At 71.5% G+C, this 25847-nt stretch carries 23 protein-coding genes and 1 pseudogene; 18 read left to right on the top strand and 6 right to left on the bottom strand.

The window, feature by feature from the left end; all coding sequences use genetic code 11:
- The 7 genes from AC1KAT_RS15870 (at position 1) to AC1KAT_RS15840 (ending at position 10522) form a co-directional block, all read left to right on the top strand.
- Entirely contained in the window at positions 1 to 2112 is a 2112-nt protein-coding gene (locus AC1KAT_RS15870) for a NosD domain-containing protein (RefSeq protein WP_480327635.1), read from the top strand.
- 46 nt (positions 2113 to 2158) lie between these two features.
- A complete protein-coding gene (locus tag AC1KAT_RS15865) occupies positions 2159 to 2707 on the top strand; it encodes an acyltransferase (RefSeq protein ID WP_480327633.1) in 549 nt (182 codons plus the stop codon).
- Between the two features lie 136 nt (positions 2708 to 2843).
- Positions 2844 to 3410, top strand: coding sequence for an FxDxF family PEP-CTERM protein (locus AC1KAT_RS15860; protein ID WP_480327631.1), 567 nt, complete (start codon positions 2844 to 2846; stop codon positions 3408 to 3410).
- A gap of 48 nt (positions 3411 to 3458) precedes the next feature.
- Positions 3459 to 5324 carry a bifunctional metallophosphatase/5'-nucleotidase gene (locus AC1KAT_RS15855; RefSeq protein WP_480327629.1) on the top strand — a complete coding sequence of 622 codons (1866 nt, stop codon included), beginning with the start codon at positions 3459 to 3461 and terminating at the stop codon, positions 5322 to 5324.
- A complete protein-coding gene (locus AC1KAT_RS15850) occupies positions 5321 to 6460 on the top strand; it encodes a tetratricopeptide repeat protein (RefSeq protein WP_480327627.1) in 1140 nt (379 codons plus the stop codon). The genes AC1KAT_RS15855 and AC1KAT_RS15850 overlap by 4 nt, the downstream gene beginning before the upstream one ends.
- A 116-nt stretch (positions 6461 to 6576) precedes the next feature.
- Positions 6577 to 7047, top strand: coding sequence for a hypothetical protein (locus tag AC1KAT_RS15845; RefSeq protein WP_480327625.1), 471 nt, complete (start codon positions 6577 to 6579; stop codon positions 7045 to 7047).
- A 178-nt stretch (positions 7048 to 7225) separates the two neighbouring features.
- The gene (locus AC1KAT_RS15840; protein ID WP_480327624.1) at positions 7226 to 10522 is read left to right on the top strand and encodes an ExeM/NucH family extracellular endonuclease; all 3297 of its coding nucleotides are present in this window, start codon (positions 7226 to 7228) and stop codon (positions 10520 to 10522) included.
- A 47-nt stretch (positions 10523 to 10569) separates the two neighbouring features.
- On the opposite strand, the gene AC1KAT_RS15835 is transcribed toward AC1KAT_RS15840, so the two are convergent.
- The 6 genes from AC1KAT_RS15835 to AC1KAT_RS15810 form a co-directional block, all read right to left on the bottom strand.
- Positions 10570 to 10863: a hypothetical protein gene (locus AC1KAT_RS15835; RefSeq protein WP_480327622.1), complete on the bottom strand. Its 294-nt coding sequence runs from the start codon at positions 10861 to 10863 to the stop codon at positions 10570 to 10572.
- Positions 10864 to 11003: 140 nt separating this feature from the next.
- Positions 11004 to 11963, bottom strand: a complete 960-nt coding sequence (locus tag AC1KAT_RS15830; protein ID WP_480327620.1) for a trypsin-like peptidase domain-containing protein — start codon at positions 11961 to 11963, stop codon at positions 11004 to 11006.
- A 7-nt stretch (positions 11964 to 11970) separates the two neighbouring features.
- Positions 11971 to 12489, bottom strand: coding sequence for an archaeosortase/exosortase family protein (locus tag AC1KAT_RS15825; RefSeq protein WP_480327618.1), 519 nt, complete (start codon positions 12487 to 12489; stop codon positions 11971 to 11973).
- A gap of 201 nt (positions 12490 to 12690) precedes the next feature.
- Positions 12691 to 13578, bottom strand: a complete 888-nt coding sequence (locus tag AC1KAT_RS15820; RefSeq protein ID WP_480327616.1) for a trypsin-like serine peptidase — start codon at positions 13576 to 13578, stop codon at positions 12691 to 12693.
- A complete protein-coding gene (locus AC1KAT_RS15815) occupies positions 13541 to 14761 on the bottom strand; it encodes a porin family protein (protein WP_480327614.1) in 1221 nt (406 codons plus the stop codon). Before AC1KAT_RS15815 ends, AC1KAT_RS15820 begins: the two co-directional genes overlap by 38 nt.
- Complete coding sequence (locus AC1KAT_RS15810) at positions 14758 to 15432, bottom strand: CAAX prenyl protease-related protein (protein WP_480327612.1); 675 nt, start codon at positions 15430 to 15432, stop codon at positions 14758 to 14760. Before AC1KAT_RS15810 ends, AC1KAT_RS15815 begins: the two co-directional genes overlap by 4 nt.
- 439 nt (positions 15433 to 15871) lie before the next feature.
- Here AC1KAT_RS15810 and AC1KAT_RS15805 point away from each other — a divergent pair, with 439 nt between their 5' ends.
- The 11 genes and pseudogenes from AC1KAT_RS15805 (at position 15872) to AC1KAT_RS15755 (ending at position 25839) form a co-directional block, all read left to right on the top strand.
- Positions 15872 to 16507 carry a hypothetical protein gene (locus AC1KAT_RS15805; RefSeq protein WP_480327610.1) on the top strand — a complete coding sequence of 212 codons (636 nt, stop codon included), beginning with the start codon at positions 15872 to 15874 and terminating at the stop codon, positions 16505 to 16507.
- Between the two features lie 247 nt (positions 16508 to 16754).
- Positions 16755 to 17645 carry an XrtB/PEP-CTERM-associated transcriptional regulator EpsA gene (gene epsA, locus AC1KAT_RS15800; RefSeq protein WP_480327608.1) on the top strand — a complete coding sequence of 297 codons (891 nt, stop codon included), beginning with the start codon at positions 16755 to 16757 and terminating at the stop codon, positions 17643 to 17645.
- 35 nt (positions 17646 to 17680) lie between these two features.
- Positions 17681 to 18112 (top strand): type II secretion system major pseudopilin GspG, encoded by a 432-nt coding sequence (gene gspG / locus AC1KAT_RS15795; protein ID WP_480327606.1) that lies wholly within the window; start codon positions 17681 to 17683, stop codon positions 18110 to 18112.
- Between the two features lie 11 nt (positions 18113 to 18123).
- Positions 18124 to 18693: pseudogene (locus AC1KAT_RS15790) on the top strand (type II secretion system F family protein); the annotation flags it as partial.
- Positions 18694 to 18729: 36 nt separating this feature from the next.
- Positions 18730 to 19338 carry a type II secretion system F family protein gene (locus AC1KAT_RS15785; protein ID WP_480327793.1) on the top strand — a complete coding sequence of 203 codons (609 nt, stop codon included), beginning with the start codon at positions 18730 to 18732 and terminating at the stop codon, positions 19336 to 19338.
- Positions 19335 to 21083, top strand: coding sequence for a GspE/PulE family protein (locus AC1KAT_RS15780; protein WP_480327604.1), 1749 nt, complete (start codon positions 19335 to 19337; stop codon positions 21081 to 21083). Before AC1KAT_RS15785 ends, AC1KAT_RS15780 begins: the two co-directional genes overlap by 4 nt.
- A complete protein-coding gene (locus AC1KAT_RS15775; RefSeq protein ID WP_480327602.1) occupies positions 21070 to 21774 on the top strand; it encodes a hypothetical protein in 705 nt (234 codons plus the stop codon). The genes AC1KAT_RS15780 and AC1KAT_RS15775 overlap by 14 nt, the downstream gene beginning before the upstream one ends.
- Positions 21775 to 21829: 55 nt before the next feature.
- Positions 21830 to 22477, top strand: coding sequence for a hypothetical protein (locus tag AC1KAT_RS15770; protein WP_480327600.1), 648 nt, complete (start codon positions 21830 to 21832; stop codon positions 22475 to 22477).
- Positions 22474 to 23025 (top strand): GspMb/PilO family protein, encoded by a 552-nt coding sequence (locus AC1KAT_RS15765; protein ID WP_480327598.1) that lies wholly within the window; start codon positions 22474 to 22476, stop codon positions 23023 to 23025. Before AC1KAT_RS15770 ends, AC1KAT_RS15765 begins: the two co-directional genes overlap by 4 nt.
- The gene (locus AC1KAT_RS15760) at positions 23022 to 23579 is read left to right on the top strand and encodes a hypothetical protein (protein ID WP_480327596.1); all 558 of its coding nucleotides are present in this window, start codon (positions 23022 to 23024) and stop codon (positions 23577 to 23579) included. Before AC1KAT_RS15765 ends, AC1KAT_RS15760 begins: the two co-directional genes overlap by 4 nt.
- A gap of 52 nt (positions 23580 to 23631) precedes the next feature.
- Positions 23632 to 25839 (top strand): secretin N-terminal domain-containing protein, encoded by a 2208-nt coding sequence (locus AC1KAT_RS15755; RefSeq protein ID WP_480327594.1) that lies wholly within the window; start codon positions 23632 to 23634, stop codon positions 25837 to 25839.
- Positions 25840 to 25847 lie beyond the last annotated feature (8 nt).

Genomic DNA, 25847 nt, shown 5'->3' with positions numbered 1-25847 from the left:
ATGAACAACGCGCGGCCCGCCTTCCGGCGGCGTGACGCCCTGCTGGCCTTCGCCGCGCTGGCGAGCGGCTGCGGCGGTGGCGGCGAACCCGAAGCCGTCACGCCGGCACCCGAACCGGCCCCACCGCCCGGCCCGGTGCCGCCACCGCCGGCCCCGACCCGTGCGTGGTACGTCGATCCCGAGTCGGGCGACGACGGCGCCACCGGCCGACAGCCCGACCAGGCGCGCCGCAGCCTGCCCAGCCTGTCGCCTGGCGACACCGTCTATCTGCGGCGCGGCACCACCTTGCGCATGCCCGGGGGCTACGACCCGCGCACCGCCGACGTGGGCTTCGATGCGTACACGCACCCGTCTGACCCGGCCGGCCTGCCGCGCCCCGTGTGGACGCTGACCGCCGCGATCACCTACGTGGTGTGGGCGCGCAATGCCGAGGGGCTGTCGTTTCGCAACATCCGCTTCGAGGTGCAGGCGGGCCAAACCGGCCGCCCCGCCTTTCGCTACACCGTGCAGGTGCCGACCGAGCGCGCGCTGGTGCTCGAAGACTGCGAGTTCGTCGGCGACGACGGCGCGTTCTTCGCCGACCTCACCAGCGGCTGCAAAGGCTTGACGGTGCGCCGCTGCAGCTTCAGCTGCGCGCGGGGCGAGAGCTACAGCGCGGGCCGCTCGGGCTGCGTGTTCATGATCGCCAGCGGCGCGCCAGCGCCCTTCGAAGTCACCGACATGCTGTGGGAAGACAACCGCATCACCAACCCGCAAGGCCGGGGCATGACGGTCTACTCGGGCACGCCGCCCGACGACAACCTCGCGCTCTTTTCCGGCCGCTTCGTGAACGCGACCTTCCGCCGCAACCGCTGGCACGACTGCGGCACCTCGGGCGTGTTCTTGACCTGCGGCTTTCACGACGCGGCGCGCATCGAAGGCGCCGAGCGCCACTACGGCTGGGACGGCATCCTGTTCGAAGACAACGTGGTCGAGAACAACGGCGGCTCGGGCATGTCGCTCGGTCCGAACGTGCAGGACACGCACCGCCCCACCGTCGTGCAGCGCAACCGCGTCGTCAACAACGGCCACCGCAACGGCACGACCGGCGGCATGCAGTTGAATGGATTGCGCGGCGCGCTGGTGCAAGACAACGTGTGCCGCGACAACTGGACCACCGGCGTGTTCGACGGGGTCAACCTGTTCATGGACATCTGGGACCAGACCAACGACGAACTCGCCACCCATGGCGCGGCGGGCTGCGTCGTGCGGCGCAACCACTGCACGGGGGCGCGGGGCGCGGGCGGGGCCAACTACGCCGAGTGGCTGGCCAGCCAGCGCGGGGTGGCCGACAGCTCGAACGCGCCCAGCTCGGGCATCCGCCTCTACTTCTCGCGCAACAACCACGTGTACGCGAACCTGCTCGAAGACAACGGATCGGGCATCGCCTGCGACAAGAGCGCCGACAACTGGATCTACAACAACACCGCCGTCGATTGCACGATGGCCTGGTACGACGGCGTGGGCTTCGGCACCCGGGGCAACCGCTTCTTCAACAACGTCAGCGCCCGCTGCGACTGGGATTTCTACGGCCTGGCCGTGGACCAGTGGATGCCGGCCACGCCCACCAGCACCGCGGTACTGCTTTCGGCCACCGCAGGCTCGGCCGTGACCTTCGCAGGTGCGGCCCAGTTCGCCCGCGTGTATTACGGCGACCCCGGTCGCAACTTCTTCATTCGTGAGCGTGTCGACCCCACCGCAGCACGTGGCCTCGCGGTGATCTCGGGCAAGCGCGACGACGGCACCGTGACCGCGCACGTGCTGCGCCCCTTCAGCGCGCAGCACTTCGCTGCGGGCGAGTTGCTGCTCGGGTCGATGGAGCCTTACCTGGCGCCCGGCGACACCGCGAACGCCCGCTTCGGCGCACGTTTCGGCTCGCTCAGAGAGATTCCGCCCGGCCGGGGCGACGTGCTGGCCGACCCCTTGCTCGACGCCCGCCACCGACCGGGCACCGGCTCGCCGCTGGTGGGCGCCGGGCTGCCTCTGCCCGAGGCCGCGTTCGGGCCACCCACCGACCACCTTGGCCGGCCCTGGGCCGCGCGGCCCACGCTCGGTGCGTTCGAGGTCGCATGAACCTCCGACCCGTCTTGTCTTTGACCCCTTCTCACGCGGTGGCGCCATGGTCTTGATTCGCATGCTTCGACGCGCACGGCGCGCTTTGCGGGGCGATCCCATCGAGCGCCTGCGCCGGCTGGGCATGGTCATCGGCAGCAACGTGAGCATCCAGCCCGGCGTCGTCATCGACGAAAGCCATGCGTGGCACATCACCATCGGCAATGACGTGACGCTCGCGCCGCGCGTCTACCTGCTGGCCCATGACGCCAGCACCAAGCGCGCGCTCGGCTACACCCGCGTGGGCAAGGTCAGCATCGGCGACCGCGTGTTCATCGGCGCCGGCAGCCTCGTGCTGCCCGGCGTGCGCATCGGCGACGACGTGGTGGTGGGGGCGGGCAGCGTGGTGGCGCGCGACGTCGAAGCCGGCATGGTGGTGGCCGGCAACCCGGCGCAGGTCGTCGGCGCCACACACGAGCTGCTCGCGAAGCGCCGTGCGCAACTGCAGCGCGGGCCGCGTTTCGGGGCGGCCTACACCGTCGCCGGGCAGGTGAGCGACGCACTCAAGCACGACATGAACGCGCAGATGCGCGAGCGCTACGGCTTCGTCGAATGACATGGCGCGGTGCGGGCAGCCGGTCGGACTACGCACGGGCCCCGCTTGTCATGCGGCTGCGATAGATCGGCGGGCCGCGGGTGCGCAACATGCGGCACGACATCCAACCCGACGTGAGTCGCACCCAGGAACCGCCATGCCTCGTCTCAAGCAACTTCTCACGGCGCTCGTGCTCTCGCTCGGCGCCATCGGCGCCAGCCAGGCGCAGACCACCGTCTCTCTGACCCCGGGCGAGTGGGTCGCTTTCGACGTGGACGCGCTGAGCGCCGCCTCGGGTGGCAACGAATGGATCGCTCTCGCGGACGGGGGCTCGTTGAGCTTCACGTTCACGCTCGATGCCCCCGCCTACCTGCGTGTCGTCGATGGTGGCTTTGCCGGCGACAGCTTCAGCGTGTCGCTCAACGGCAGCAGCTTTGCGACCAGCGCTGTGCTGCCGGGCGACGTGGCCACCAGCCCCAATCTCGGGCTCGACTTCGACGCCGCATGGGCCAGCGATGCCTTCAGCCGCGGTGCGTTCTACCTGTCGTCGCCGGGTTCGTACACGGTGACCGGCTCGCTGCTGCAGAGCGTCACGTTCGATGGCGAAGCGCTCAACGCCACCGTCGGCGCCGTGATGCTCGCGCCCGTGCCCGAGCCCTCGACCTACGCGCTGCTGCTGGCCGGCCTGGGCCTCGTCGCCGTGGCCGCGCGCCGTCGCGCCTGAACCCGCCCCCCTTTCTCGTTGCCCCGACCACGCCACGCCGGAGTCCGCATGAACCCCTCTTTGCGCCAGTTCACCCTCGCCGTCAGCGCCTTGCTGCTGGTGGCTGCCACCCCGCACGCCGACGCGCAGACCGCGCGCCCGCCCTTCAACGTCAAGATCATTGGCTTCAACGATTACCACGGCAACCTGCAGTCGCCGGGCACCTTCGGCGTCAACACCTCGGTGCCGGCCGCGCAGCGTCCGCCGGTGGGCGGGGCCGACTACCTGGCCGGCCACGTGGCCAAGCTCAAGTCGCAGAACCCGCTGAACGTGGTCGTGGGCGCGGGCGACTTCATCGGCGCCTCGCCGCTGGTGTCGGCGCTGTTCCATGACGAGCCCGCGGTCGAGACGCTCAACCGCATCGGCCTCGAATTCAACGCCGTCGGCAACCACGAATTCGACAAGGGCGCGGCCGAACTGCTGCGCCTGCAGAACGGCGGCTGCAAGACCGTCGAGGGCGCGCAAGACCCCAACACCTGCCGGGGCGCGCAGGTCGGCACACCGGTGCCTTTCGAAGGCGCGAAGTTCAAGTGGCTGTCGGCCAACGTGATCGCCACCGCGACGGGCAAGCCGCTGCTGCCGGCCTATGGCATCAAGACCTTCAACGGCGTGCGCGTGGCCTTCATCGGCATGACGCTGCGCGAGACGCCCACCATCGTCACCCCCAGCGGCGTGGCGGGGCTTGAATTCCGCGACGAGGCCGAGACCGTCAACGCCCTCGTGCCGCGCCTGCGCGCGCTGGGCGTCGAGGCCATCGTCGTGCTGGTGCACCAGGGCGGCTTCCAGACCGGCGCGCTGTCCGACATCAACGGCTGCGTGGGCAACCTCGCGGGCTCGCCCATCGCCAGCATCGTGAGCCGCCTCGACAACGCGGTGGACGTGGTCGTCAGCGGCCACACGCACGCGGCCTACAACTGCCAGCTGCCCAACGCGGCCGGCCGCCTCGTGCCGGTCAGCAGCAGCAGCGCCTTCGGCCGTGTGCTGACCGACATCGACGTGACCCTCAACCCCGCCACGCGCGACATCACGGCGGTCAACGTCGTGAACCGCCTGGTGGACCGCACCGATGCGAGCGTCACGCCCAACGCGCAGGTCGCCGGCATCGTCAATGGCTACAACGCGCTGGTCTCGCCGATTGCCAACACGGTGATCGGCAGCATCAGCACCGCCTTGCCCAACACCGCCATCGACAACGCCTGCAACATGCCCGCCGGTGACCTGATCGCCGACGCGCAGCTCGCGGCCACGGCGTCGGCACAGTTCGGCGGTGCGCAGATCGCCTTCATGAACCGCGGCGGCGTGCGCAACCCCGGCTTTACTTTCGCCAGCAGCGCGGCAGGCGAGGGCGATGGCAACGTCACCTACGGCGAAGCCTTCACCACCCAGCCCTTCGGCAACAGCCTGGTCACGATGACGCTGACCGCGCAGAACCTCAAGAACGTGCTCGAACAGCAGTTCGCCGGTTGCCTGGGCCAGTCGGCCACGGCCACGCGCATCATGGTGCCCTCGGCCGGCTTTCGCTACACCTGGGACGGCAGCGCTGCCTGCGGTGCACGCATCCGCAACGTGAGCCTGAGCACCTCGGCCGGCGTCGAGACCCTCGTCGATGCCAACGGCGTGTTGCCCGACCCGCTGAAGACCTACCGCGTCACCGTCAACAACTTCATGGCCACGGGCGGCGACGGCTACGGCGAGTTCACGCTCGGCACCCACCTGCTCGGTGGCGCGCAAGACATCGACGCCCTGGTGGCGCACATGGCGCAGTACCGCGCGCCGAACGCGCCCTACACCCCGGCCGCCACGCCGCGCCTGCAACGTGTGAATGCCCCGGCCGGTTCGACCGCCTGTCCGGGTGGGGCTGGCACCAACCCGTGAAGCGGCGCGCTTTCGTGCTGGCCGGGGCGGGCAGCGTGCTCGCCGCGCCCGTGCGTGCGCACGGGCCAAAGCACGCACCCGCGCGGGCCCTGCGGGCCGCTGAAGACCAGCGCTACCGCCGGCTCGTCGAGGCCGGAGAAGCGGCCTTGGGTGAAGGCCGTGCGGCCGACGCGGCCGAACTGTTCGAGCAGGCGGGCGGCATTCGCCACGAGGCCGAAGCCGAACTCGGCCTCACACGCGCCTGGATGCAGCAAGGCGAGTACCGCCGCGCGCTGGCCTTCGTCGCACATGCCGCAGGCGTGCACCGCGACTACCCGGCCGGCAGCGCCGTGTATGCGTGGCTGCTGCACGTCGGCGGTCAGACGGCCTTTGCCCAGCGCACGCTCGAAGCTGCCCTGCGGCTGAGCCCGGGCCACCCGGCGCTGCTGGCCTGCGCGCAGGCCCTCACGACGCCCGACCAGGCACTGCCCCCCGTGTTGATGACGGCCCCGGTGCGCCTGGCGCCGCCGGCCGTGGTGCGCGGCGGCACGGAACCGGGCACATCTGCCCGGGTGGTCGCGGCCGCGCTGCGGGTGAGCCGCACGCTGGCCATTGCCCCGCTCGCGGCCATTCCGCCCGGGGTGGCGGGCTTGTGGATTCGTGACGGCCGGGGCGAGAGCCATGCCGTGCGCATCGAGCGCCAAGACCGCGAGGCCGGGCTGGCGCTGCTGGCTTGCACGGCGACACCAGCCGCCGCCGTTGAGCCGGTGTGGCCGGCGCGCGAGGCTTTTCCGGGCAGCCCGGCGTTTGCGTTCGAGCACTGCGCCGGCCCCGACTGCAGCGCCCCGGCGTGGCCGACGCTGCGCCTGGGTTTTCTGGGCCGCTTCATCGACGGGCAGGGCCTGTCGCTGGGCCTGGCGATGGCCGGCGGCGGCCCGCTCGGTGCGCCGGTGCTCGATGCGCAGGGGCGCGTCATCGGGCTCGCGCTGCGCCGCGAGGGGCAGCCGATGCTGGTCGGCGTGACCGCCTTGCGCGTCTTCGCCGCTGGGGCGAGCTCGGGCCCTGCCGAGGCCCCACCCGCCGCGCCGCGCTTGCCGCAAGACGAACTCTACGAACGCGGCTGGGCGCTCACCGCGCAGTTGCTGGTGGCGACCTGACGGACTGCCGATGGGCCCGTGGCGTGAACTGCTGCGCGGCCGGGTTACGCAAACCCCGCTTGGCGGTGATGTGTGAATATCGTATAAACGATTTACACCATTGATGGAGGTCTGCCTTGACTCAACCGCTGCCGAAGAAACTCCCCTCGAAAGCGCTGGCAAGCGCCCCCGAAGCCGCCACGGCGCCGGGTCCGGTGAAGAAGTCTGCCCCGCCTGCCAAGAAGGCCGTGGCGCCCAAGAAGCCTGTGAAGGCGAAGTCGCCTCCCGTGGCGGCCCCGAAGGCGGTTGAGAAGAAAGCCGCTGAAAAGAAGGTGCCCGCCAAGAAGTCGGCGCCACCAGCCGCAGCGCCGGCGCCCGCGAAGGTCAAGCACAAGCTCGTGCGCGACAGCTTCACGATGCCCAAGCTCGACTTCGACCTGATCGCGGCGCTGAAAGAACGCGCCCTGGCCTTCAAGCGCCCCACGAAGAAGAGCGAACTGCTGCGTGCCGGCCTGCATGCGCTGGCGGCGTTGAGCGATGCACAGCTGGCCAAGGTGCTCAATGGGCTCGCACCGTTGAAGGCAGGTCGCCCCAAAAACGACGCCTGATGCGTTGATCCGACACGGGCGTGTGAGCCGTTCGGCCCGGGGTGGCCGAACGGACTACACCCGCCGCGAGTCCGTCACGCGCCTGTGCCGAGCGCTCGCTACAACGGGGCATGGGCTGCCCGGTGTGCTGTGCGCGGGGCAGCCGCCCGCGCGATGTGCGCCTTGACGGTCTTTGCCCATGCCTTTCTCGAAACTGTTGCGCAGGCTCGCTGCTGCGTTGTCCCTCGTTGCGCTGTCGGCTGCCCAGGCCTCGCCTTCGGGCGTGGTCATCAGCCAGGTCTATGGCGGCGGGGGCACGGCCTTCAACCGTGACTTTGTCGAGCTGTTCAACGCCGGTGCGGCACCGGTGTCGCTGGCCGGCTGGTCGGTGCAGTACGCGAGTGCCACAGGCACGGGCAACTTCTCGGGCAACAGCCCGGTGGTCTTGAGCGGCACGCTGCAGCCGGGCCAGTACCACCTCGTGGCACTCTCCAGTGCCACCGGCGGGGCCGCGCTGCCCACGCCCGATGCCTCGGCCACATCGCCCAACCTCAGCGGCACGGCCGGCAAGGTCGCGCTGGTGCGCAGCAGCACCGGCCTGGCCTGCAATGGCGGCTCGGCCGTGTGTTCGCCGGCCCAGTTGGCGCTGATCGAAGACCTGCTGGGTTATGGCAGCGCGAACTTCTTCGAGGGCGCGGCCGCGCCGGCGGCGACCAGCAGCCTCGCGGTGCTGCGTGGCTCGAACGGCTGCGCCGACACAGACCGCAACGGCGCCGACTTCGCCACCGCCACGCCCGCGCCGCGCAACTCGGCCACGCCGCTTGCGCCTTGCACGGGCGGCCAGGCCATCGTGCCGGTGTGCCCGGCCTCGGCGAACGTGGCGCTGGGGGCTTCGGTGTCGCTCGCGCTGTCGGCCAGCGATGCCGATGCGCTGGTGACGGCCGCGAGCTTCGTCTCGGGCCACGCCGCCGGCATGTCGCTCACGGGCTTTGCGGCCTCGGCCTCGACGGGGGCGCCGGCCTCGGTGAACCTCGACGTGGGCCCCGCAGTCGCGGCGGGCACGTACCCCGTCGTCGTGCGTTTCACCAACTCGACGGCCGACACCGCGCAGTGCACCGTCAACCTCACGGTGGGCGGTGGGGGCGGCGGCTTCACGCCGATCTTCTCGCTGCAGGGCAGCGGCGCGACCAGCCCCTTCGTGGGCCAGCCGGTGACCACGCGCGGTGTGGTCACCAAGCTCAACAACAACGGCTATTTCATGCAAGACGCGGCGGGCGACGGCAACCCGCTCACGTCGGACGGCCTCTTCGTCTTCACCAGCAGCGCGCCAACGGTGAGCGTCGGGCAGTTGGTCGAGGTGAGCGGCACGGTGGCCGAGTTCAACGTCGGCGCCGCAGGCAATGCGCTGACGGCGGCCCACACGGTGACCCAGTTGCTGCCCTCGGGCACGCCTTTGTTGCTGGGCAGCAGCAGCATCGCGCCGACCGTCATCACCCTGCCGGAGACCACGGCCGACGAGCTGGAGCACTACGAGGGCATGCTGGTCACGATCAACACGCCGCTCACGGTGTCGCAGAACTACTTCCAGGGCCGCTATGGGCAGGTCACGCTGTCGGCGCTGGGGCGACTGGTCAAGCCGACGCAGGTGCACCGCCCGGGCACGCCCGCGGCGCTGGCGCTGCAAGACCAGAACCAGCGCGCGAGCATCCTGCTCGACGATGGCAGCAGCACGCAGAACCCCAACCCCATTCCGTACATTGGGGCCGACAACACGCTGCGTGCCGGCGACACGCTGCCCGGCGTCACGGGCGTGATCGACTACGGCCTCGCGACCGCGTCGAACGAAGGCCTGGCCGACTGGCGCATCCACCCGACGGTGGCGCCGGCCATCACGCGCTCGCACCCGCGCTCTGCCACGCCGGCGGCGGTGGGCGGCAACCTGAAGGTGGCGAGCTTCAACGTGCTCAACTACTTCAGCACCTTCACCAACGGGCAGACGGCCAGCGGCCAGAGCGGGCAGGGCTGTGCGCCGTCGAACACGACCAGCGATTGCCGCGGCGCGGACAACCTCGCCGAGTTCCAGCGCCAGCAGGCCAAGATCGTGGCTGCGCTGCTCGCGCTCGATGCCGACGTGGTGGGGCTGATGGAGATCCAGAACAACGGCAACACCGCCGCGCAGCACCTGGTCGATGCGCTCAACGCGGTGGCCGGTGCGGGCACCTATGCCGTCACGCCGCTGCCGCCGACCACGGGCACCGACGCCATTCGCGTGGCGATGATCCACAAGCCGGCGCGCGTGGCGACGCAGGGTGCGGCGATGGCCGACGCCGATGCCATCCACAACCGCCCGCCGCTGGCGCAGACCTTCCGCCTGCTGCCGAACAACGAGCGCTTCAGCGTGGTGGTGAACCACTTCAAGAGCAAGGGCTGCGGCAGCGCGAGCGGGGCCGACGCCGACCAGGGAGACGGCCAGGGTTGCTACAACCACCGGCGCACGCTGCAGGCGCAGCGCCTGCTGGCCTTCATCGGCAGCGTGCAAGTCGCCTCGGGCGACGACGACGTGCTGGTGCTCGGTGACATCAACGCCTACGGGCAGGAAGACCCGGTGTTCACGCTCACGCAAGGCGGCCTGGTGGACCAGGGCCTGCGCTTCGAGAACCCGGCCTACTCGTACGTGTTCGACGGCGAGATCGGCACGCTCGACCATGCACTGGCCACGCCGTCGCTGTCGGCGCGCATCACGGGCAGCACGCACTGGCACATCAACGCCGACGAGCCCTCGGTGATCGACTACAACACCGAGTTCAAGCCGCAAGACCTGTACAGCGCCACACCCTATCGATCGTCTGACCACGACCCGGTGGTGGTGGGCATCCACCTCGCGCCGCCGCAGGCGCAGACGATCGGGTTTGCTGCTTTGCCCGACCGCGTGCTGGGCGACACGGGGTTGCTGCTGTCGGCGTCGTCGAGTTCGGGGCTGGTGGTCAGCTTCTCGTCGCTGACGCCGGCGGTGTGCACGGTCACTGGCAATGCCTTGCAACTGCTGGCCACGGGCACCTGCAGCATCGCGGCCGACCAGGCCGGCAATGCGCTGTACCTGCCCGCTGCGCAGGTGGTGCGGGGCTTCGTCGTGCGTCAGGCGCAGTCGATCAGCTTCGCGCCGCTGCCAACGCGCGATGTGTCGCAGGGCAGCCTGGTGCTGGCGGCCACGGCCTCGTCGGGCCTGCCGGTGAGCTATGCGTCGATCACGCCGGCGGTGTGCGCCGTTTCGGGTGCCACCGTGAACCTGCTCGCGGCCGGGCAGTGCAGCATCACCGCCAACCAGGCGGGCGATGGGCTGTGGGCCAGCGCGCTGGCGGTGACGCAAACCTTCACCGTCACCACCGCCGCCGGTGGGCCGGTCGATGGCGAAGTGCCGCTGCCGCTGTGGGCCCTGGCCTTGCTCGGGGCGGGGCTGGCGGGCGGTGTGCGGGCCGGGGCGCGCCGCCGGGCTTGAGCGGCGCTCGCCGATGCGGCGCCGCAGGCTGCGGCGCCGTATTTCGATCAGCGGATGGGTTGCTTCATGCGCATGACCCAGCCCGTGTGGATGGGCACGGGCTCGATCAGTGCCAGCTCGGCGAGCCGCAGCACCGATGGGGCCAGGTCGGCATCGGGAAAGCAGGTCTCGATCAGCGCGCCGAGCGGCGTGTAGCCATTGACCAGCAGCAGGAGCTGGGTGGCCTGTTCGTCGAGCCCACGTTGGGGTGCGAGCACCTCGCGCTGCCCTGCGACGGTGCGGCGAAGCACCACGTCGTCGTTCAGGAGGTCGGGGCGCAGTTCAGTGTCAACGGCTTCCATGGAGGCTCCTTGTCAGGTCAGGTTGCGAAACGCGGGGCCCCAGGCCCGTTGAACGCGATTCGCCAGGGTGGCCGCCGTGGCGCAGTGCCCCGGGACGGCCCGCACGACGTGCACGATCCATACCGTGGATCGGCGCAAGGTCATGCCCGCGAGCCCCGTCGCCAGGCCCCGAGGGCCGACGCGAGCAAGCCCAGCAGCGAGGCGATGGCCCAGCCGGGCAGGGGCACGTCGGCGGTGGCGTCGGGGTCGGGCAGGCTGCCTTCGGTCTGCACCGTGAGCCAGGCGATGAAACGCGGGTCGCTCAGCAGCATGCCGCCACCAACGGTGCCGAAGCGGTAGTCGATGGTGGTGCTGCCGGGCGCCGGGGCGACCAGGGTGCTCAGGCCCACGAGCCGGCGCCTGCCGTCGATGTCGGCATACACCGGGCTGCCCGAGTCGCCGCTGGCCAGACCCACCTCGACGGCGTTGCCGAGCGTCGGCCCACCCATGGCGCCGTTGCCCGTGGGGCCGTCGAAGTCGAGCAGGTAGAAGAGGCTGCTGCGGCCCGAGGCATCGACGGTGGTGCTGATCGAGTCGATCGTGTTGCGCCCGCTGCGCTTGACCTGTGCGCTGGCACCGACCGACGCGCCGGCGTTGCCGGGGCCCGAAGCGCCGTAGCCCACGAGGGTGATGTCCGTCGGCCCCGCGAGCGCGTGGCGGTGGATGGGCACGATGGCCACATCGGCGGGCACCGGGCTTTGCAGCGTCACCACGGCCAGATCGTCGTACGGAAAGCTCGCGCTCGGAAAGCGCTGCACCGACGCGGCACCGATGAGCACCGGCATGGCCTGCGTGTTCACCTGCACCGTGATGGCCGCCGACGCGGCGGTGCCCACCACGTGCGCAGCGGTCAGCACGTGTCGCGGCGCGATGACCACGCCCGAGAACGGTGAGCCGTTCACGCGAACCGAGACCGCCGAGGTCCACGCCGAATCGGGCGTGTTCGCATCGACGTGCGCGGCCGGGGTGTCGGGCGCCGCGCCGACCATCAGCGCCTGGATGGGCGGGGCCCAAGCCAGGCTGCAGGCGATGCACAGGGCGCGAAGGGCGAGCGGGTTCATCGCCTGATCATGCCGGCGTGGCCGCAGCGGGTGGCGCAGGCGGCGTGGGCAAGGCGAACCAGCGCTGCCACGCGAGGTAGAGCACGAACACCGCCGCCACCAGCAGCAAGGGCCACCACAGGCCGTGCGCGTCGCCGAACCAGTCGCGCTGCGTGCGGTGCAGGTCGAACAGGCTGATGAGCCGCAACTGGTTGAAGAGGTAGACGAGGCTGGTGCCCAGCGTCCAGCCGAGCAGGCGGCCGGCCCAGGTGAAGGGGCCCGCGGCCACGGCGGCGATCCACAGGCCCAGCACGTCGAGCCCTTCGCAGCCGGGCAGCACGTGCAGGCCACCGCCCGCGGCGACGATGCGCGCGCCCTGGGCGGACACCGGCTCGCCGGCCCACCCCAGCAGGTTGAGCAGGCCCACGGTGGCCGGCACGGTGAGGGTTTCGATGAACCAGCGCTCGAAGCCGTCGATGCTGCCCAGCAGCGCATACAGCGCCACGAAGACGAGGGCGAAGACGACGAGGCGCGCACGAGCGCTCATGACTGCCCCTCGCGCGTGCCGTGCCACGCGCGATCCCCCCGGGGGACGCGGGCCGGCTCGGGAACGGCCCGGCGCTCGGCCCGGCGCTCGGCCCGCAGAGAGATGGATGCAGCGTGTCTCATGCCGCGAGCCTAGGCGCTGCGGGTGAAGCGCCTGTGTCAAAGGTCAATCAAATGCGAATCGGGTGCTCGGTCGGGCCGCTCAATCGAGCCCGGCCCACGTGCCCGGCCCGATCACCGAGCGCAGCCAGTCACGGTAGGGCGCGAGCACCTGGCCCCCGCCCAGCGCGCCGAAGCGAAAGCGGTCGGCCGGATCGCTGGGGCCGGTGGTGGTCACGAAGGTGTTGATGCCGAACACCGCCAGGTGGCCGTCTTCCTGCACGAAGGCGGGGCTGCCCGAGTCGCCGCTGGCCAGCCCGGCTTCGACGTGGTTGGGCAGCGCGCCCGGGCCGCCGAAGGTGAAGAGGTAGATCAGCGCCGGCCCCGCGCCCTGGCCCGCGCGCAGCAGGCGGTCGATGCGGTTGGCGCCCACGCGGCGCAGCGCGGCGTTCGCGGCCACCGTCAGGCCCAGGTCGCCGCGCCCCGAGGCGCCGTGGCCCACCAGCTCGATGCGCAGCCCCTCGCGGGCCTCGGTGCGTGCCAGCGGCGCAAAGCGCACGCCGCTGGGCACGGGGTCGGCCAGTTCGATCACCGCGAGGTCGGCCGTGGCGCGCTGCTCGGGGCCGAGCTGGCCGTAGGCCGGGTGACGCACGATGCGGCGCAGGCCCAGCCGGTGCGTGAGGTCGCCACCGAGGTTGAGGTACAGGCGCAGGTCCGACGCGTCTTGCACCACGTGCGCGGCCGTGAGCGCGAAGCGCGGCGCGATGCACACGGCGCTGTAGACGCCACCCCGGCCCATGACGCTGGCCACGCAGGCGTGCGGCGAGTCGGCGCGGTTGGGGTCGAGCCTGCGCACGGGCGAGTCGGGCGCGCGCCCGGCCACCAGCGCCTGCGCCGGCCACGGGCCGAGCGGGGCCACGCCCAGCAGCAGCCGCGCGAGGGCCCGGCGCCGCTCAGAAGCTGTACTGCACGCCCAGGTCGATGGCTTCATGCGTGTACGGGCGGGTGATGCCGGTCGAGTCTTGCCGGCCGCGCTGCACGGCGGCGTTGACCTGCCAGCGCCAATCGGGCGACCAGGTGAACCCGACGCGCGAGGTGGTGATGCGGTCGCGCGCGTCGAACGCGAACTCGGGCGGCAGGCCCAGCAGGCCGCCGGCATGGTCGGTGCGACGCTGCGACCAGGTCCAGTCGAGCTGCACGAGCGGGGTCAGCGCGAGCTGTGCGCCGGCCGTGCGCCGCGTGCCGATGGCGAAGGGGCGCTGAAAGCTGTCGCTGGCGTTGAGGTCGCGCGCGAGTTCGAGGTGCAGGGTCAGTTCGCGGATGGCGTCCCACCACACGGCGGCACGCCCCACCGGGCCGTCGTAGCTGCGCTCGGGAGGGTGGTTGTTGCGCCGCCGGCCGTGGCCCAGGCGCAGGTCGGCGCGCGTGCGCCCGCCGGGGCGCAGCGCGAGGCCGAAATCGGCGTCGGTCTGTTCGTAGCCCGGGCTGTGGCCCGAGGTGACAAGCCGCTGCGGGTAGCGGTTGTCGCTGCGGCGCACGCGCAGCGACCACTCGTTGCCCACGCCCGTGCGCCAGGCGCCTTCGAGCGCGTGCACGCGAGCGTCGTAGTCGAGCGTGGCGCGTGCGGGCACGTCGTTGCGGCCGCGGTAACGCTCGGTGGTCCAGGTGATACGGCGGTCGGGGCGTGGCCGCCAGCTGGCCTGGGCGAGCGCGTGCCGCACGGTCAGCACGTTGCGACGGCTGCCGATCAGGTCGCGCAGCTCGCTCGCGTTCTGGTCTTCGTCGGCGGCGAGTGCGCCCGACCAGTCGTTGCCCAGTTCCCATTGCCAGCGCAGGCCCACGCGGTGGGTGCGGGTGTCGAACTCGCTGTAGCGCGAGAGGTGGGTGTCGCGCTGGCTGAGGCTGGCGCTCAGGCGTTGGCGGCTGGCGACCAAGGCGAGTTCGAGCGCCGCGACGGTCGAGGTGAGGGTGTCGCCGCGCGGCTCGCCGCTCGCGTCGGCACGAAGGCCCACGTCCACCGGGCGCACGCCTTCGGGCAGTCGAAAGACGTTGCTGTCGTGCTGCACCGTGGTGCCGAGCGTGCCGTGCACGCCGCGGTCGGGCGATGTCTGCGCGCCGGCCACCGTGCAGGCACTGGCCAGCAGCACCCAGGCGCAGGCCGCGGTGCGCGTCACCAGAAGCTCCAGGCCCGCTGGTGCACCGCCCACACGCCCAGGGCCAGGTTGGCCACCGCATGCGCGAGCACGGCATGCCAGATGCGCCCGGTTCGGCGGTACAGCTCACCGAACACCAGGCCGGCGATCAGGCCCGCGAGCCATTGGTCGTGCGCCAGCGCGAACACGCACGAGCTGGCCACCAAGGCGTACAGGCTGACCTGGCCCGGCGCGTGGGCAAGAAAGTCGCGGCGGTCGATCCAGCGCATCACGAGCGAGCGCCAGAACAGCTCTTCCATCACCGGCACGACAAGCACGGCGCCGGCCAGGCGCACGGCGATCAGCGGCCACACCAGGTCGCCGTCGGCGTCGAGCGGCACGAAGCCGGCCACCGGTTCACCGAGCCGCATCCACGGCTCGGTGAGGCTGATCCACAGCCCGAACACCGCCAGCCCCGCGAGCACCGCGATGGCAGCCGCACCCAAGGCGTGCCGCACGGCGCGCTCGCGCAACTCGCCATAGCGGTGCCACAGCAGCGCCAGCACCAGGGCCGTGGACCCGGCCTGCACGGCGTACAGCCAACGCATCGGGCCGCTGTCGTCGAGGGCGCCGCGCGCCGCCAGCAGGGCGATGAAGACCCCGAAGGGCAGGGCACGGACCAACACATCGGGCGGTATCGCAAAGCGGCTCATGGCAGGCAGGTGGGTGAGGGGATCGACAGGTCGCAGCGGCGCGGGCCGCGCGCCACGACAAGCGCCGCACGATAGGCGCGGGCATTGACGGTTTGATGTCGCGCCGGGCAGGTGCCGGGCGGTGCACTGCGTGCCGCGAGAGCGTGCGCGGCGCGACTCCCCCCGTTCGCGGGGTGCGCCAATCGGCGCAACCTGAATGTCGCGCCAACCCGCATGTGGGCGTGACCCGGGTAGTCCGATCGGACTGCACCCGGCCCGCCCTTTACACGGAACCGTGATAGCTGCGTCCCGACCCGCTCCGTAGTCTTGCCGACCAGTCATTGGGCATTTGTGTGCCCGCGAAGGGTGTGTTGCGTCACCGCTTTGACACGCGCCTGAACGCCCGTTTGCCCACGCCTTCGTCGATCCGTCCCTGTCTTCTCAACGCTTCGGAGTCCCCATGAAAAAAGTTCTCGGTGCGATCGGCCTGGCGGCCGCGCTCGTCTCGCCCTGCGCCAGCGCGCAGAGCTTCTTCGACGTCATCAACGTCACCGCCTCGGGCCGCACCAACGGCTCGTCGAACTTCGCCAACGGCGTCGGTTCGATGGACTACGTGGTCGGCCGCCTGCGCCTGAACATGGCGCCCGCGGCGCAGGCCTCGCTGACCTTCACCTACGAAAGCGCCGAGCGCGGTGCCGGGGTGCAGAACCTGTTCTATGGCCCGTCCGCCCAGTCGATGATCGGCACGGGCGCGGCCGTCAACACGCTGCTCACCACCACGGTCACCTCGGGCCTGCTCGACTTCAGCTTCCACACGCTTGGGGGCTCGACCGCTAACCGCAGCAACTACGCCTGGAACGCATCGCGCGTGGGCATCAGCCTCGACGACAGCGGCCGCTCGGGCCGTCTGCTGTTCGAAGACGGCTCGCTCGGCAGCGGCGGCATGGACTACGACGACATGGTCGTGCGCTTCCAGCTCAACGTGACGCCTGTGCCCGAGGCCAGTTCGCTCGTGATGCTGGGGGCCGGTGCCGGGGTGCTGCTGCTCGTGGGTCGCCGCCGTCGCGCCGCGCGTGCGAATGAAGCCCGGGTGTGACACCCGCGTGTCCGCCCGGCCGGGCCGAGCGCTGCGTGTGTGCACGGTGTCTCGCGCACTTCAAGAACCCGTCACATGCCCCTGCTAGCTTCTCGACCTCTCGCCATGAACGTCATGCCTATGCCTTGCGCCGAACTGCTGTGCTCCACCCGCATGCCCCGTGCGCGGTTCTCGTCGGAGTCGTCCGGGCGGCGTGCCATGCGTGGCATGTCGTGGTTGGGCTGCGGCTCACAGCGGGCCATCAGCCATGCGCGCTGATGCCGTGCTGACCGACGTGCTGCCCCGCCCGGTGCCTGTCGTGCCCACCACTTTGCCCGAGCCGCATCCCATCCTCGATGGCCTGGACCAGGAGGCGCTGATGTCGGTGATGGCCGACGCGGTGATGGTGCGCCGCCGCTACGAGTTCTTCATGTGGGCGCAGGTGCGCCTGCAGGCGGTGCTGCCGCACGACGTGCTGGTGTGCGGCCTGCCGCGCAACCAGAGCGCCCGCATGCTGTTCGACTACTACTTCAGCGTGCCCATGGACCCGGAAGCGCTGGCCCGGCTGTGCCACCCGCGCGATGGCGTCGCCAACGACCTGGTGGACCGCTGGATCGGCGATGGCTACGAGCCCCTGGTCATCTCGCGCGATGCGCCCGACGAGGCCATTTCGCGCCTGGGCGACGAACTGGGCGCGCTCGGCTTCGGCGACTGCCTGGTGCACGGCATTCCGAAGGCGCAGGCGGCCGCGTCGGCGCATTGCTTCTTCGCGTTCGTGTCGCTCAAGAAGATGGACGGGCCGCTGCTGCTGCCACGCGCCCAGTTGCTGGTGCCGCAGATCTTCAGCGCCTACAGCCGCGCCCAGACCCGCGAGCGCCCGGTGGCCGAAATCGAAAACCCCGACAACCCCGACGCGTCGATCACGCACCGCGAGGTCGAGATCCTGCGCTGGATCCGCGAAGGCAAGAGCAACCTCGAGATCGGAATGATCCTCAGCATCAGCCCGCTCACGGTGAAGAACCACGTGCAGAAGATCCTGCGCAAGCTCAACGCCACCAACCGCGCCCAGGCCGTCTCGAAGGCCATCACGATGAAGCTGCTGGGCTCGGCCAGCATGCGCGACGCCCCCGCCTACCCCTCGACCGGCACCAACGGTTGATGACCCCTTCGTTGCCTGCATTGACCGACACGACCATGTGCAAGACCCGTCTGCAACGCGCCGGCGCGCGCGGCTTCACCCTGCTCGAACTGCTGGTGGTGCTGGTCATCATCGGCCTGCTCGCCGGCCTGGTCGGCCCCAAGTTCTTTGGCCAGATCGGCAAGAGCGAAACCAAGATCGCCCGCGCGCAGATCGACTCGCTTGAAAAAGCCCTCGACCAGTACCGCGTGGACACGGGCCGCTACCCCTCGCCCACGCAGGGCCTCACGGCGCTGGTGGCCAAACCCGACGACGAAGGCCGCTGGGCCGGGCCCTACCTCAAGGGCAACGTGCCCAACGACCCCTGGGGCCAGCCCTACGTGTACCGAACGCCCGGCGCCAAGGGCGACTTCGACCTGCTCAGCTACGGCCGCGACGGCCAGCCGGGCGGCGACGGCGATGCGCAAGACGTGCTGATCGAGCGCTGAGGCCCCGCCCCATGCAATTCCGCATCGTCGGCCTCGACGCGTCGGCCATCGAACGCCAGTTGGTGCTCGATGCGCCCGACGCGGCCTCGGCACGCCGCGCCGCGCAACGCAACGGGCTGTCGGTGGTGCAGCTCGATGCGCTGCGCAGCGGCGCGGTCGCGCGACGGGGCGCAATGGGTTCGGGCCGTGCGAGCTTCGCGCTCGACCTCTTCTGCCAAGAGCTGCTGGCCATGGTGCAGGCCGGGGTGACCGTGCGCGAAGCCTTGCAGACGCTCGCCGACAAAGAGCGTTCAGGCAGCGGCCGCCCGGGCAGCCGAGGCGTGATTGCCGCCCTGGTGCGCGCCATCGAAGAAGGCCAGCCCCTGTCGGCGGCGCTGGCGGCGCAGCCTGAGGTCTTTCCGGTGCTGCTGACCGAGTCGATGCGTGCGGCCGAGCGCACCAGCGACTACGCCCCCGCGCTGACGCGCTTCGTGGCCTACCGGCGGCTTGCGCAGCAGATGCGCGGCAAGCTCGTGTCGGCGGCGATCTACCCGGTGATCCTGCTCGGCGTGAGCCTGGCGGTGCTGCTCTTCCTCATCGGTTATGTGGTGCCGCGCTTCGCCCAGGTCTTCGAAGACATGGGCGACAAGATGCCCACCGCCTCGCGCGTGCTGATGACCCTGGGCCAGGCCATCGCGGCCCACCCCTGGGCCCTGGTCGCGGGCGTGGCCGCGATGGCGGCGGCACTCGCCGTGGCCTGGCGCTCGGGCGCGGGCCGGCGCGTGGCGATGGGCCTGGCGCAGGCGATGCCGCGCGTGCGCCGCCTGCTTGAAACGGCCGAGATGGCGCGCCTGTACCGAACGCTCGCCTTGTTGCTCGCAGGCGGCATGCCGCTCGTGCAGTCGCTCGAACTCGCGGCCGGTGTGCTGCCCGCCGGCACCGCGCAGCGCCTGTCGGCCGCGCGCCGCCGCATCAGCGAAGGCCAGCCCTTTTCTGACAGCCTCGCCTCGCAAGGGCTCACCACGCTGGTGGCCGACCGCTTCTTTCGCGTGGGCGAACGCACCGGCCGCCTGGCCGAGATGATCGACCGTGCGGCCGAGTTCCACGAAGAAGAGGTGAGTCGTGCGGCCGACTGGTTCGGCCGCGTGATCGGCCCCGTGATGATGCTGGTGATGGGCCTGGTGATCGGCTTCGTGGTCGTGCTGATGTACATGCCGATCTTCCAGCTCACCGAGGTGATGCAGTGAAGCCCGAGACCATCGTGCCCGTGCCCTCGGTGGCCTACTTCGCCGCGCACTCGGCCACTGCGCGCGCGGCCGGCCAGTCGCTGGCGGCGATGGCCGCGCAGGCGCTCGGCCTGACCGCTGAGCAGGCCGTGGCCGCCTGCGCCCAGGCCACCGGCCTGCCCTGCTTCGACGGGGCGCGCCTGCACGGGCTAATGCCCGCCTTCGAACTGCTGGCCTTCGCCGAATGCGAGCGCCGCCACTTGGTGCTGGCCCGCGAACGCGACGTGCTGTGGCTGGTCATCGACGACCCCTTCGACCAGGCCCGCAGCGACTGGATCGAGCACCGCGTGCCGCAGGCCTTTCGCCTGGCGCTGGCGGCCCCGGGTGAGATTCACGCCTGGCTCAAGCGCCACGAGACCTCGCAGCGCGCCACCGACGGGGCGCTGTCGCGGGTCAGCGCGCAAGGCGAGGGTGAAGCGCCTGATGCCTCGGGCCATGCCGGCGTCCTGCAAGACCTGTCGCTCGGGGGCATCGCCGCCGAGTCGAGCCCGGTGGTGCGGCTCGTCAGCTCGATGCTCTTCGACGCGCTCAAGGCCAGCGCAAGCGACCTGCACCTCGAAGGCGACGTCGAGGGCATGGCGATCAAGGTGCGGGTCGATGGCGTGCTCGATGCCGCCGGCCGCATCGACGGCCGCAGCACGGCCGAGCAGGTGATCTCGCGCATCAAGGTGCTGGCCGAGCTGGACATCGCCGAGCGCCGCCTGCCGCAGGATGGCCGCTTCCAGGTGCGGGTCGAGGGGCGCGACATCGACCTGCGCGTGTCGATCATTCCGGCGGTGTATGGCGAAGACGCGGTGATCCGCATCCTCGACCGCCAGCGCCTGGCCGACGACATGCGCGGCCTGAGCTTCGAGACGCTGGGCTTCGACGAGCACACCATCGCGCGCCTGCGCGAACTGGCGCAACTGCCCTACGGCCTGCTGCTCGTCACCGGCCCCACCGGCAGCGGCAAGACCACCACGCTCTACGCGGCCCTCAGCGAAATCAACCACGGCGACGAGAAGATCGTCACCATCGAAGACCCGGTCGAGTACCAGCTGCACGGCATCGTGCAGATCCCGGTCAACGAAAAGCGCGGGCTGACTTTTTCGCGCGGGCTGCGCTCGGTGCTGCGCCACGACCCCGACAAGATCATGGTGGGCGAGATCCGCGACAGCGAAACCGGCCAGATCGCTGTGCAGGCCGCGCTCACGGGCCACCTCGTCTTCACCACCGTGCACGCCAACAGCGTGTTCGACGTCATCGGCCGCATGCTGCACATCGGGGTCGATCCGCACAACCTCACGGCCGCCTTGAACGCCGTGGTGGCGCAGCGACTGGTGCGCGTCAACTGCACGCACTGCCTGCACGAGGTCGAAGTCGATCTGGGCGGGCGCCCGCCGGCCGAGCGCGCGCGATTGCAGGGCCTGCGCCTGATGGCCGGGCGCGGCTGCGGCCACTGCCGAGGCACGGGCTACAAGGGCCGGCGCGCGGTGGCCGAGATCCTCGTGCTCGACGACACGCTGCGTGACCTGATCGCCACGCGCGCGCCGCTGGCGAGCGTCAAGGCCGCAGCGCGGCGTGGTGGCACGCGCTCCATCCGCGCGGCGGCGCTCGAACTGGTGGCGCGTGGGCAGACCACGCTCACCGAACTCGACCGCGTGACCTTCGCCGACCCCGAGCTGCCCGACGACCCCGCCGAGGCCCCACGCCATGCGCCGCGCTGATCCGCTGGTGATCGACGTGCAGGCCGAGACCCTGTCGTGGCGGCGCGGCGAGGCCGTGCGCTGCGTGCCGTATCAAGCCACGCAGGCGGCCGGGGCGCTGCACGAGCTGCTGCACGACGCCCCGGCGGCGGCCCGGGTCGAGTTGCGTGTCAGCGCCTGCCAGGCGCGGCTGTTCATGCTGCCGTGGGCCGAGCTGCTGTACTCTGAAGCGCGCTGGCAGTCGCTGGCCGAGAGCCGCTTCGACGAACTCTTCGGTGAGGCCCCCGGGCGCTGGGCGCTGCGTGTCGTGCCCGAGCGCCCCGGCCGCGCGCGGCTGGCGGTGGCCCTGCCGCACGCGCTGATCGCCGGTTTTGCCGAGGCGCTGGGCCCGCGCCCGCACCAGCTGCGCGTTGCCGCGCTGATGCGGCTCGACGCGCTGCGCCTGTCGCACCCGCGTTTCACCGGGGCGCTGGTGGACGAAGGCGAGCACCACGCCCTCATCGCACTCTTGGTGAACGGCCAGTTGCAGCGTGTGCGACTGCGCCGCGCCGCGCCGCGTGACGACGAGTTGCGCGCGCTGCTGGCCGTCGAGTGGGCCGCGCTCGGCCGCGACGAGGCCTTGCCGGCGCTGGCCTGGGGCGGGGTGGGCGAGGGCCGACCCGACCCGGCCCACCGCCGCGACTGGGCCGACGACGTGATCGGCCTGCACTGACCTCGCGAATGGACATCGCTGATTGAGACCGCTGACTGAGACCGCCCTCCCGACCATGGCCCCCCCGACTCACTACGCCCTCGATTTCGCTGCAGGCCGGCCGCTGCCTGCCGCGCGCGGCCGCGTGCTGGCGCTGGTGGCGTGCGCAGTCTTCGTCGTGGCGGCGAGCCTTGCGCACGACGCCTGGACCGATCGCAAGGCCCAGGCCGAGCGCGTCGCTCACCTGCTGGCCGCGCAGTCTCGCCGGGGGCAGGCCCCGATGCGGCCGGTGGCAGCGCCGGCCCCCGCCGAGCAGCGCCTGCGCGCCGAACTGGCCAAGGTGGCTGGTGACCTGCACAAGCCCTGGCCGCAACTGCTCGACGCGCTCGAAGCCGCCAGCGCCCCGAAGGTGCAGGTGCAGCAGGTGTCCGTCGATGCCGGCTTCGCGCGGGCGCAGGTGCAGGTCGAGGCGGCCTCGTTCGCCGAGGTGCTGGCCTATGTGCGAGCGCTCGACGGGGCCGGCTGGCCGGCACGCGGCGCGCAACTGCTGTCGCACGAATGGACGGGCACCGAAGCTCCGGCCACGACCGGCGCACCGCGCCGCCTGCGCGCACGCGTGGTGGTGGCCCTGGCCGCGCAGGGCGAGGTGCATCCGCCGGCGGCGCGCGACGCGCAACTCGCCTGCGCCGGCCCGGCCTGCGGCCGAACGGGGGCTGCGCCATGAACCGCCCGCCGACGCTGCGCCTGCGCGCCTGGGCCGGCTACCTGGCGGTGCGGCTCGGGCCCCTCGGTCTGCTGGGCGTGGCGCTGCTGTGCGCGGCCGTGCTGCTGGGCGCGTGGGCGGCCGTGCTGGCCGCGCAGACCGGCCGCTTGGCGGCGCAGGCCGAGCGCGTGCGCATGTCGCTCGCCCAGGCGTCGCAGCGGGTGGCGGCACCGCCGCCGGGAGCCGACGCCTTTCTCACCCAACTGCCCGAGGCCGGCGACGCACCGCAGTTCATCGAGACCCTGCACCGCGAGGCCTCGCGTGCCGGCGTGCAGATCGACCGGGCCGAGTACCGCAACCCGACGCTCGCGAGCGGGCGCGTGCGCCGCACCGAAGTCGTGGTGCCGGTGCAGGGCCGCTATGCCGAGGTGGCACGCTGGCTCAACGCGGTGCTGTACGAACACCCCTCGGCCGCGATCGACCAGATTCACCTGCAGCGCGACGCTGCCGGCGGCCTGCGCCTGCAAGCGCGCGTGGTGCTCAGCCACTACAGCCGGGGGGCGCGATGAGCGAGCCCGCCGTGCACGCGTCGTCGTCATCGCCGGCCTCGCGCCGGCTGCTGTGGGGGGTGCTCGCCGCCACGCTGGTGGCATCGGCCTGGGCCTTGGTGGACGACGAAGGCGACCCGCGCGACACCCCGGTTCATGCCGCACGCGCTGGTGCCCAGGCCCCGGGCGGGGTGGGTGCGAAGCGCGTCGCGCAGCGCCCGGCCGAGGCGTCACCGCCGCTCGATGCGCCCTTGCGCCTGCCCGAGCGCTCGCTGCAACTCGTCGCCCGGCGCGACCTCTTCGTGGCGATCGAAACGGCGCCGCCGCCCGCACCGGTTGCGGCCGCGACGACGCCGGCGCCCCCGCCACCCCCGCCCGTGTTGCCCTTCACCTTCGGGGGCCGCCTCATCACCGAGCAGGGGCCGTCGGTGCTGCTGCACGAAGGGCCGCAGACCCACGTGCTCGCCCTGGGCGGCACCTTGGGGTCGTTTCGTCTCGATGCCGACACCGGCCCGCGCATCGAGTTCGTCCACCTGCCCACCGGCGAGCGCGTCGCGCTCACCCCGTCGCCTTGACCTTGTCTGCCACGAGCCCGCCCCGATGAATCGCCTGATTGGTTGCAAAACGATGAACCTGCTTCGACGCGGCGGGCTGGTCCTGGTGGCCGTGTTGATGGCGGCCTGCGCTGGCGCACCCGAGTTGAAACGCGGGCGCGAACTGGCGGCGGCCGGCCGCGACGAAGAGGCCCTTCGGGTGATGGACGAAGGCCTGCGCCGCAGCCCCGACGACCGCGAACTGCGCGCCGCCCTCGTGCGGCAGCGCGAGCTGTCGCTGTCGCAGTGGCTGGCGGCGGCCGAGAGCGCATCGCAAGCGCGGCGGGGCGACGAGGCGAGGGCCCTCTACGAACGCGTGCTTCGGGTCGATGCCGACAACCGCCGCGCGCAGGCGGGCCTGCGCGCCCTCGACGCCCGCGTGGGGCTCGACGCGCGCGTGGCGCAGGCCGAGGCCCTGGCCGCGCAGGGCAAGCTGCCCGAGGCCGAAGCCGCCTTGCGCCAGGTGCTGGCCCAAGACGCCGGCCACGGCCCGGCGCGCAAGGCACTGGCCCGCTTGCGCGAGCGGCAGATGAGCGCGGAGGCCCTGCCGCCCACGCTGAAGGGCGCGCTCAACAACCCCATCACGCTCGAACTGCGCGACACCCCGCTGCGCAACGCTTTCGACGTGATCGCGCGCACAGCGCCCATCAACTTCGTGTTCGACCGCGACGTGCGCGCCGACGCCCGCGTGACGCTCACCGTGCGCAACAGCCCGGTGCACGACGTGATCCGCCTGCTGCTCTTGACCCAGCAGCTCGACCGCAAGGTGCTCAACGACAACTCGCTGCTGATCTACCCCGCCACGCAGGCCAAGCAGCGCGAGTACCAGGACCTCACCGCGCGCGTGTTCTTTCTCTCGAACGCCGACGCCAAGCAGGCGCAGGGCCTCTTGCGCACCCTCGTGAAGACGAAGGAGGTGCACATCGACGAGAAGCTCAACATGGTCGCCATCCGCGACACGCCCGACGCGGTGCGCCTGGCCGAGCGCCTGATCGAGTCGATCGACATCGCCGAGCCCGAGGTCATGCTCGAAGTCGAGATTCTCGAAATCAGCCGCAGCCGCGCGCTCGACCTGGGCATTCAGTTCCCCGATGAGATCCGTGTCGAGTCGAACCCGGCGGCGCTGGTGGGCGGGCGCATCAACGTGCGCGACCGGTCGCTCATCGGCACCATCGCCAACCCGGCGCTGCGCATCAACCTCTTTTCGCAAGACACCGACGTGAACCTGCTCGCCAACCCGCGCATCCGCACGCGCAACCGCGAGAAGGCCAAGATCCTGATCGGCGAGAAGCTGCCGGTCTTCACCAGCACCTCGGTGCAGGGCGCGGGCGTGTCCTCGTCGGTGTCGTACCTCGACGTGGGCCTGAAGCTCGAAGTCGAACCCAACGTCTACCTCGACGACGAGGTGGGCATCAAGGTCACGCTCGAAGTCAACTCGAACCTCGAACGCATCACCGAAGGCAATTCGAGCGCCTTCCGCCTGGGCACGCGCACCGCGCAGACCTCGCTGCGCCTGCGCGACGGCGAGACCCAGGTGCTCGCCGGCCTCATCAACGACAACGAGCGCGAGACGCTGGCCAAGCTGCCGGGGCTGGGCGATATCCCCGGCCTGGGCCGCGCCTTCGGCAACACCACGCGCAACCGCGACAAGAGCGAGATCGTGCTGCTCATCACCCCGCGCGTGCTGCGCAACATCACGCCACCCGATGCCTCGGCGCTGATGCTCGCGGCGGGCACCGAGGCAGCCGCCGGCGCGCCGCCGCTGGTGATTGCGCCCACCGCGGCGCGGGCTTTGTCGATGCCGCCGAGCGGCGCCGGTGCGCGCCCGGCGGCAGCCGCACCCGCGAATGGCCGACCGGTGCGCGCGGCCGATGCCGAGCCACCCGAGGTGCCGGCCGTGCCGGCGCAGTTTGCGGCCGAGTTGCGCGCGCCGGCCGAGGTGTCGCTCGGCAAAGACTTCGGCGTGAGCGTCGAGATCGGCGACGCCGGCCCCGCGCAGCAGGGCGAGGTGGTCTTGCAGTTCGACGCTTCGCAGATCGGCGGCGGCAGCGGCGGGCGCGTGTCGGTGCAGTTGCTGCCCAGCGGCACGCCAGGGGTGCTGGCCGGCAGCATCAGCCTGCGGGCCGTGGCCGCCGGCGCCGGCACGGCCAGCCTGCAGGTCGTCGGTGGCAGCGTGCGGCTGCCCGACGGGCAGCAGCGGCCCGTGAGCGGCGGGTCGGCGCAGCTGCGCATCGGCTTGTGAGCGTGGCG

It is taken from the genome of Piscinibacter sp. PDB5-1 (assembly GCF_056676035.1).
Note: the sequence above shows the minus strand (reverse complement) of the source record. Positions and strands in the feature narration are given on the sequence as shown.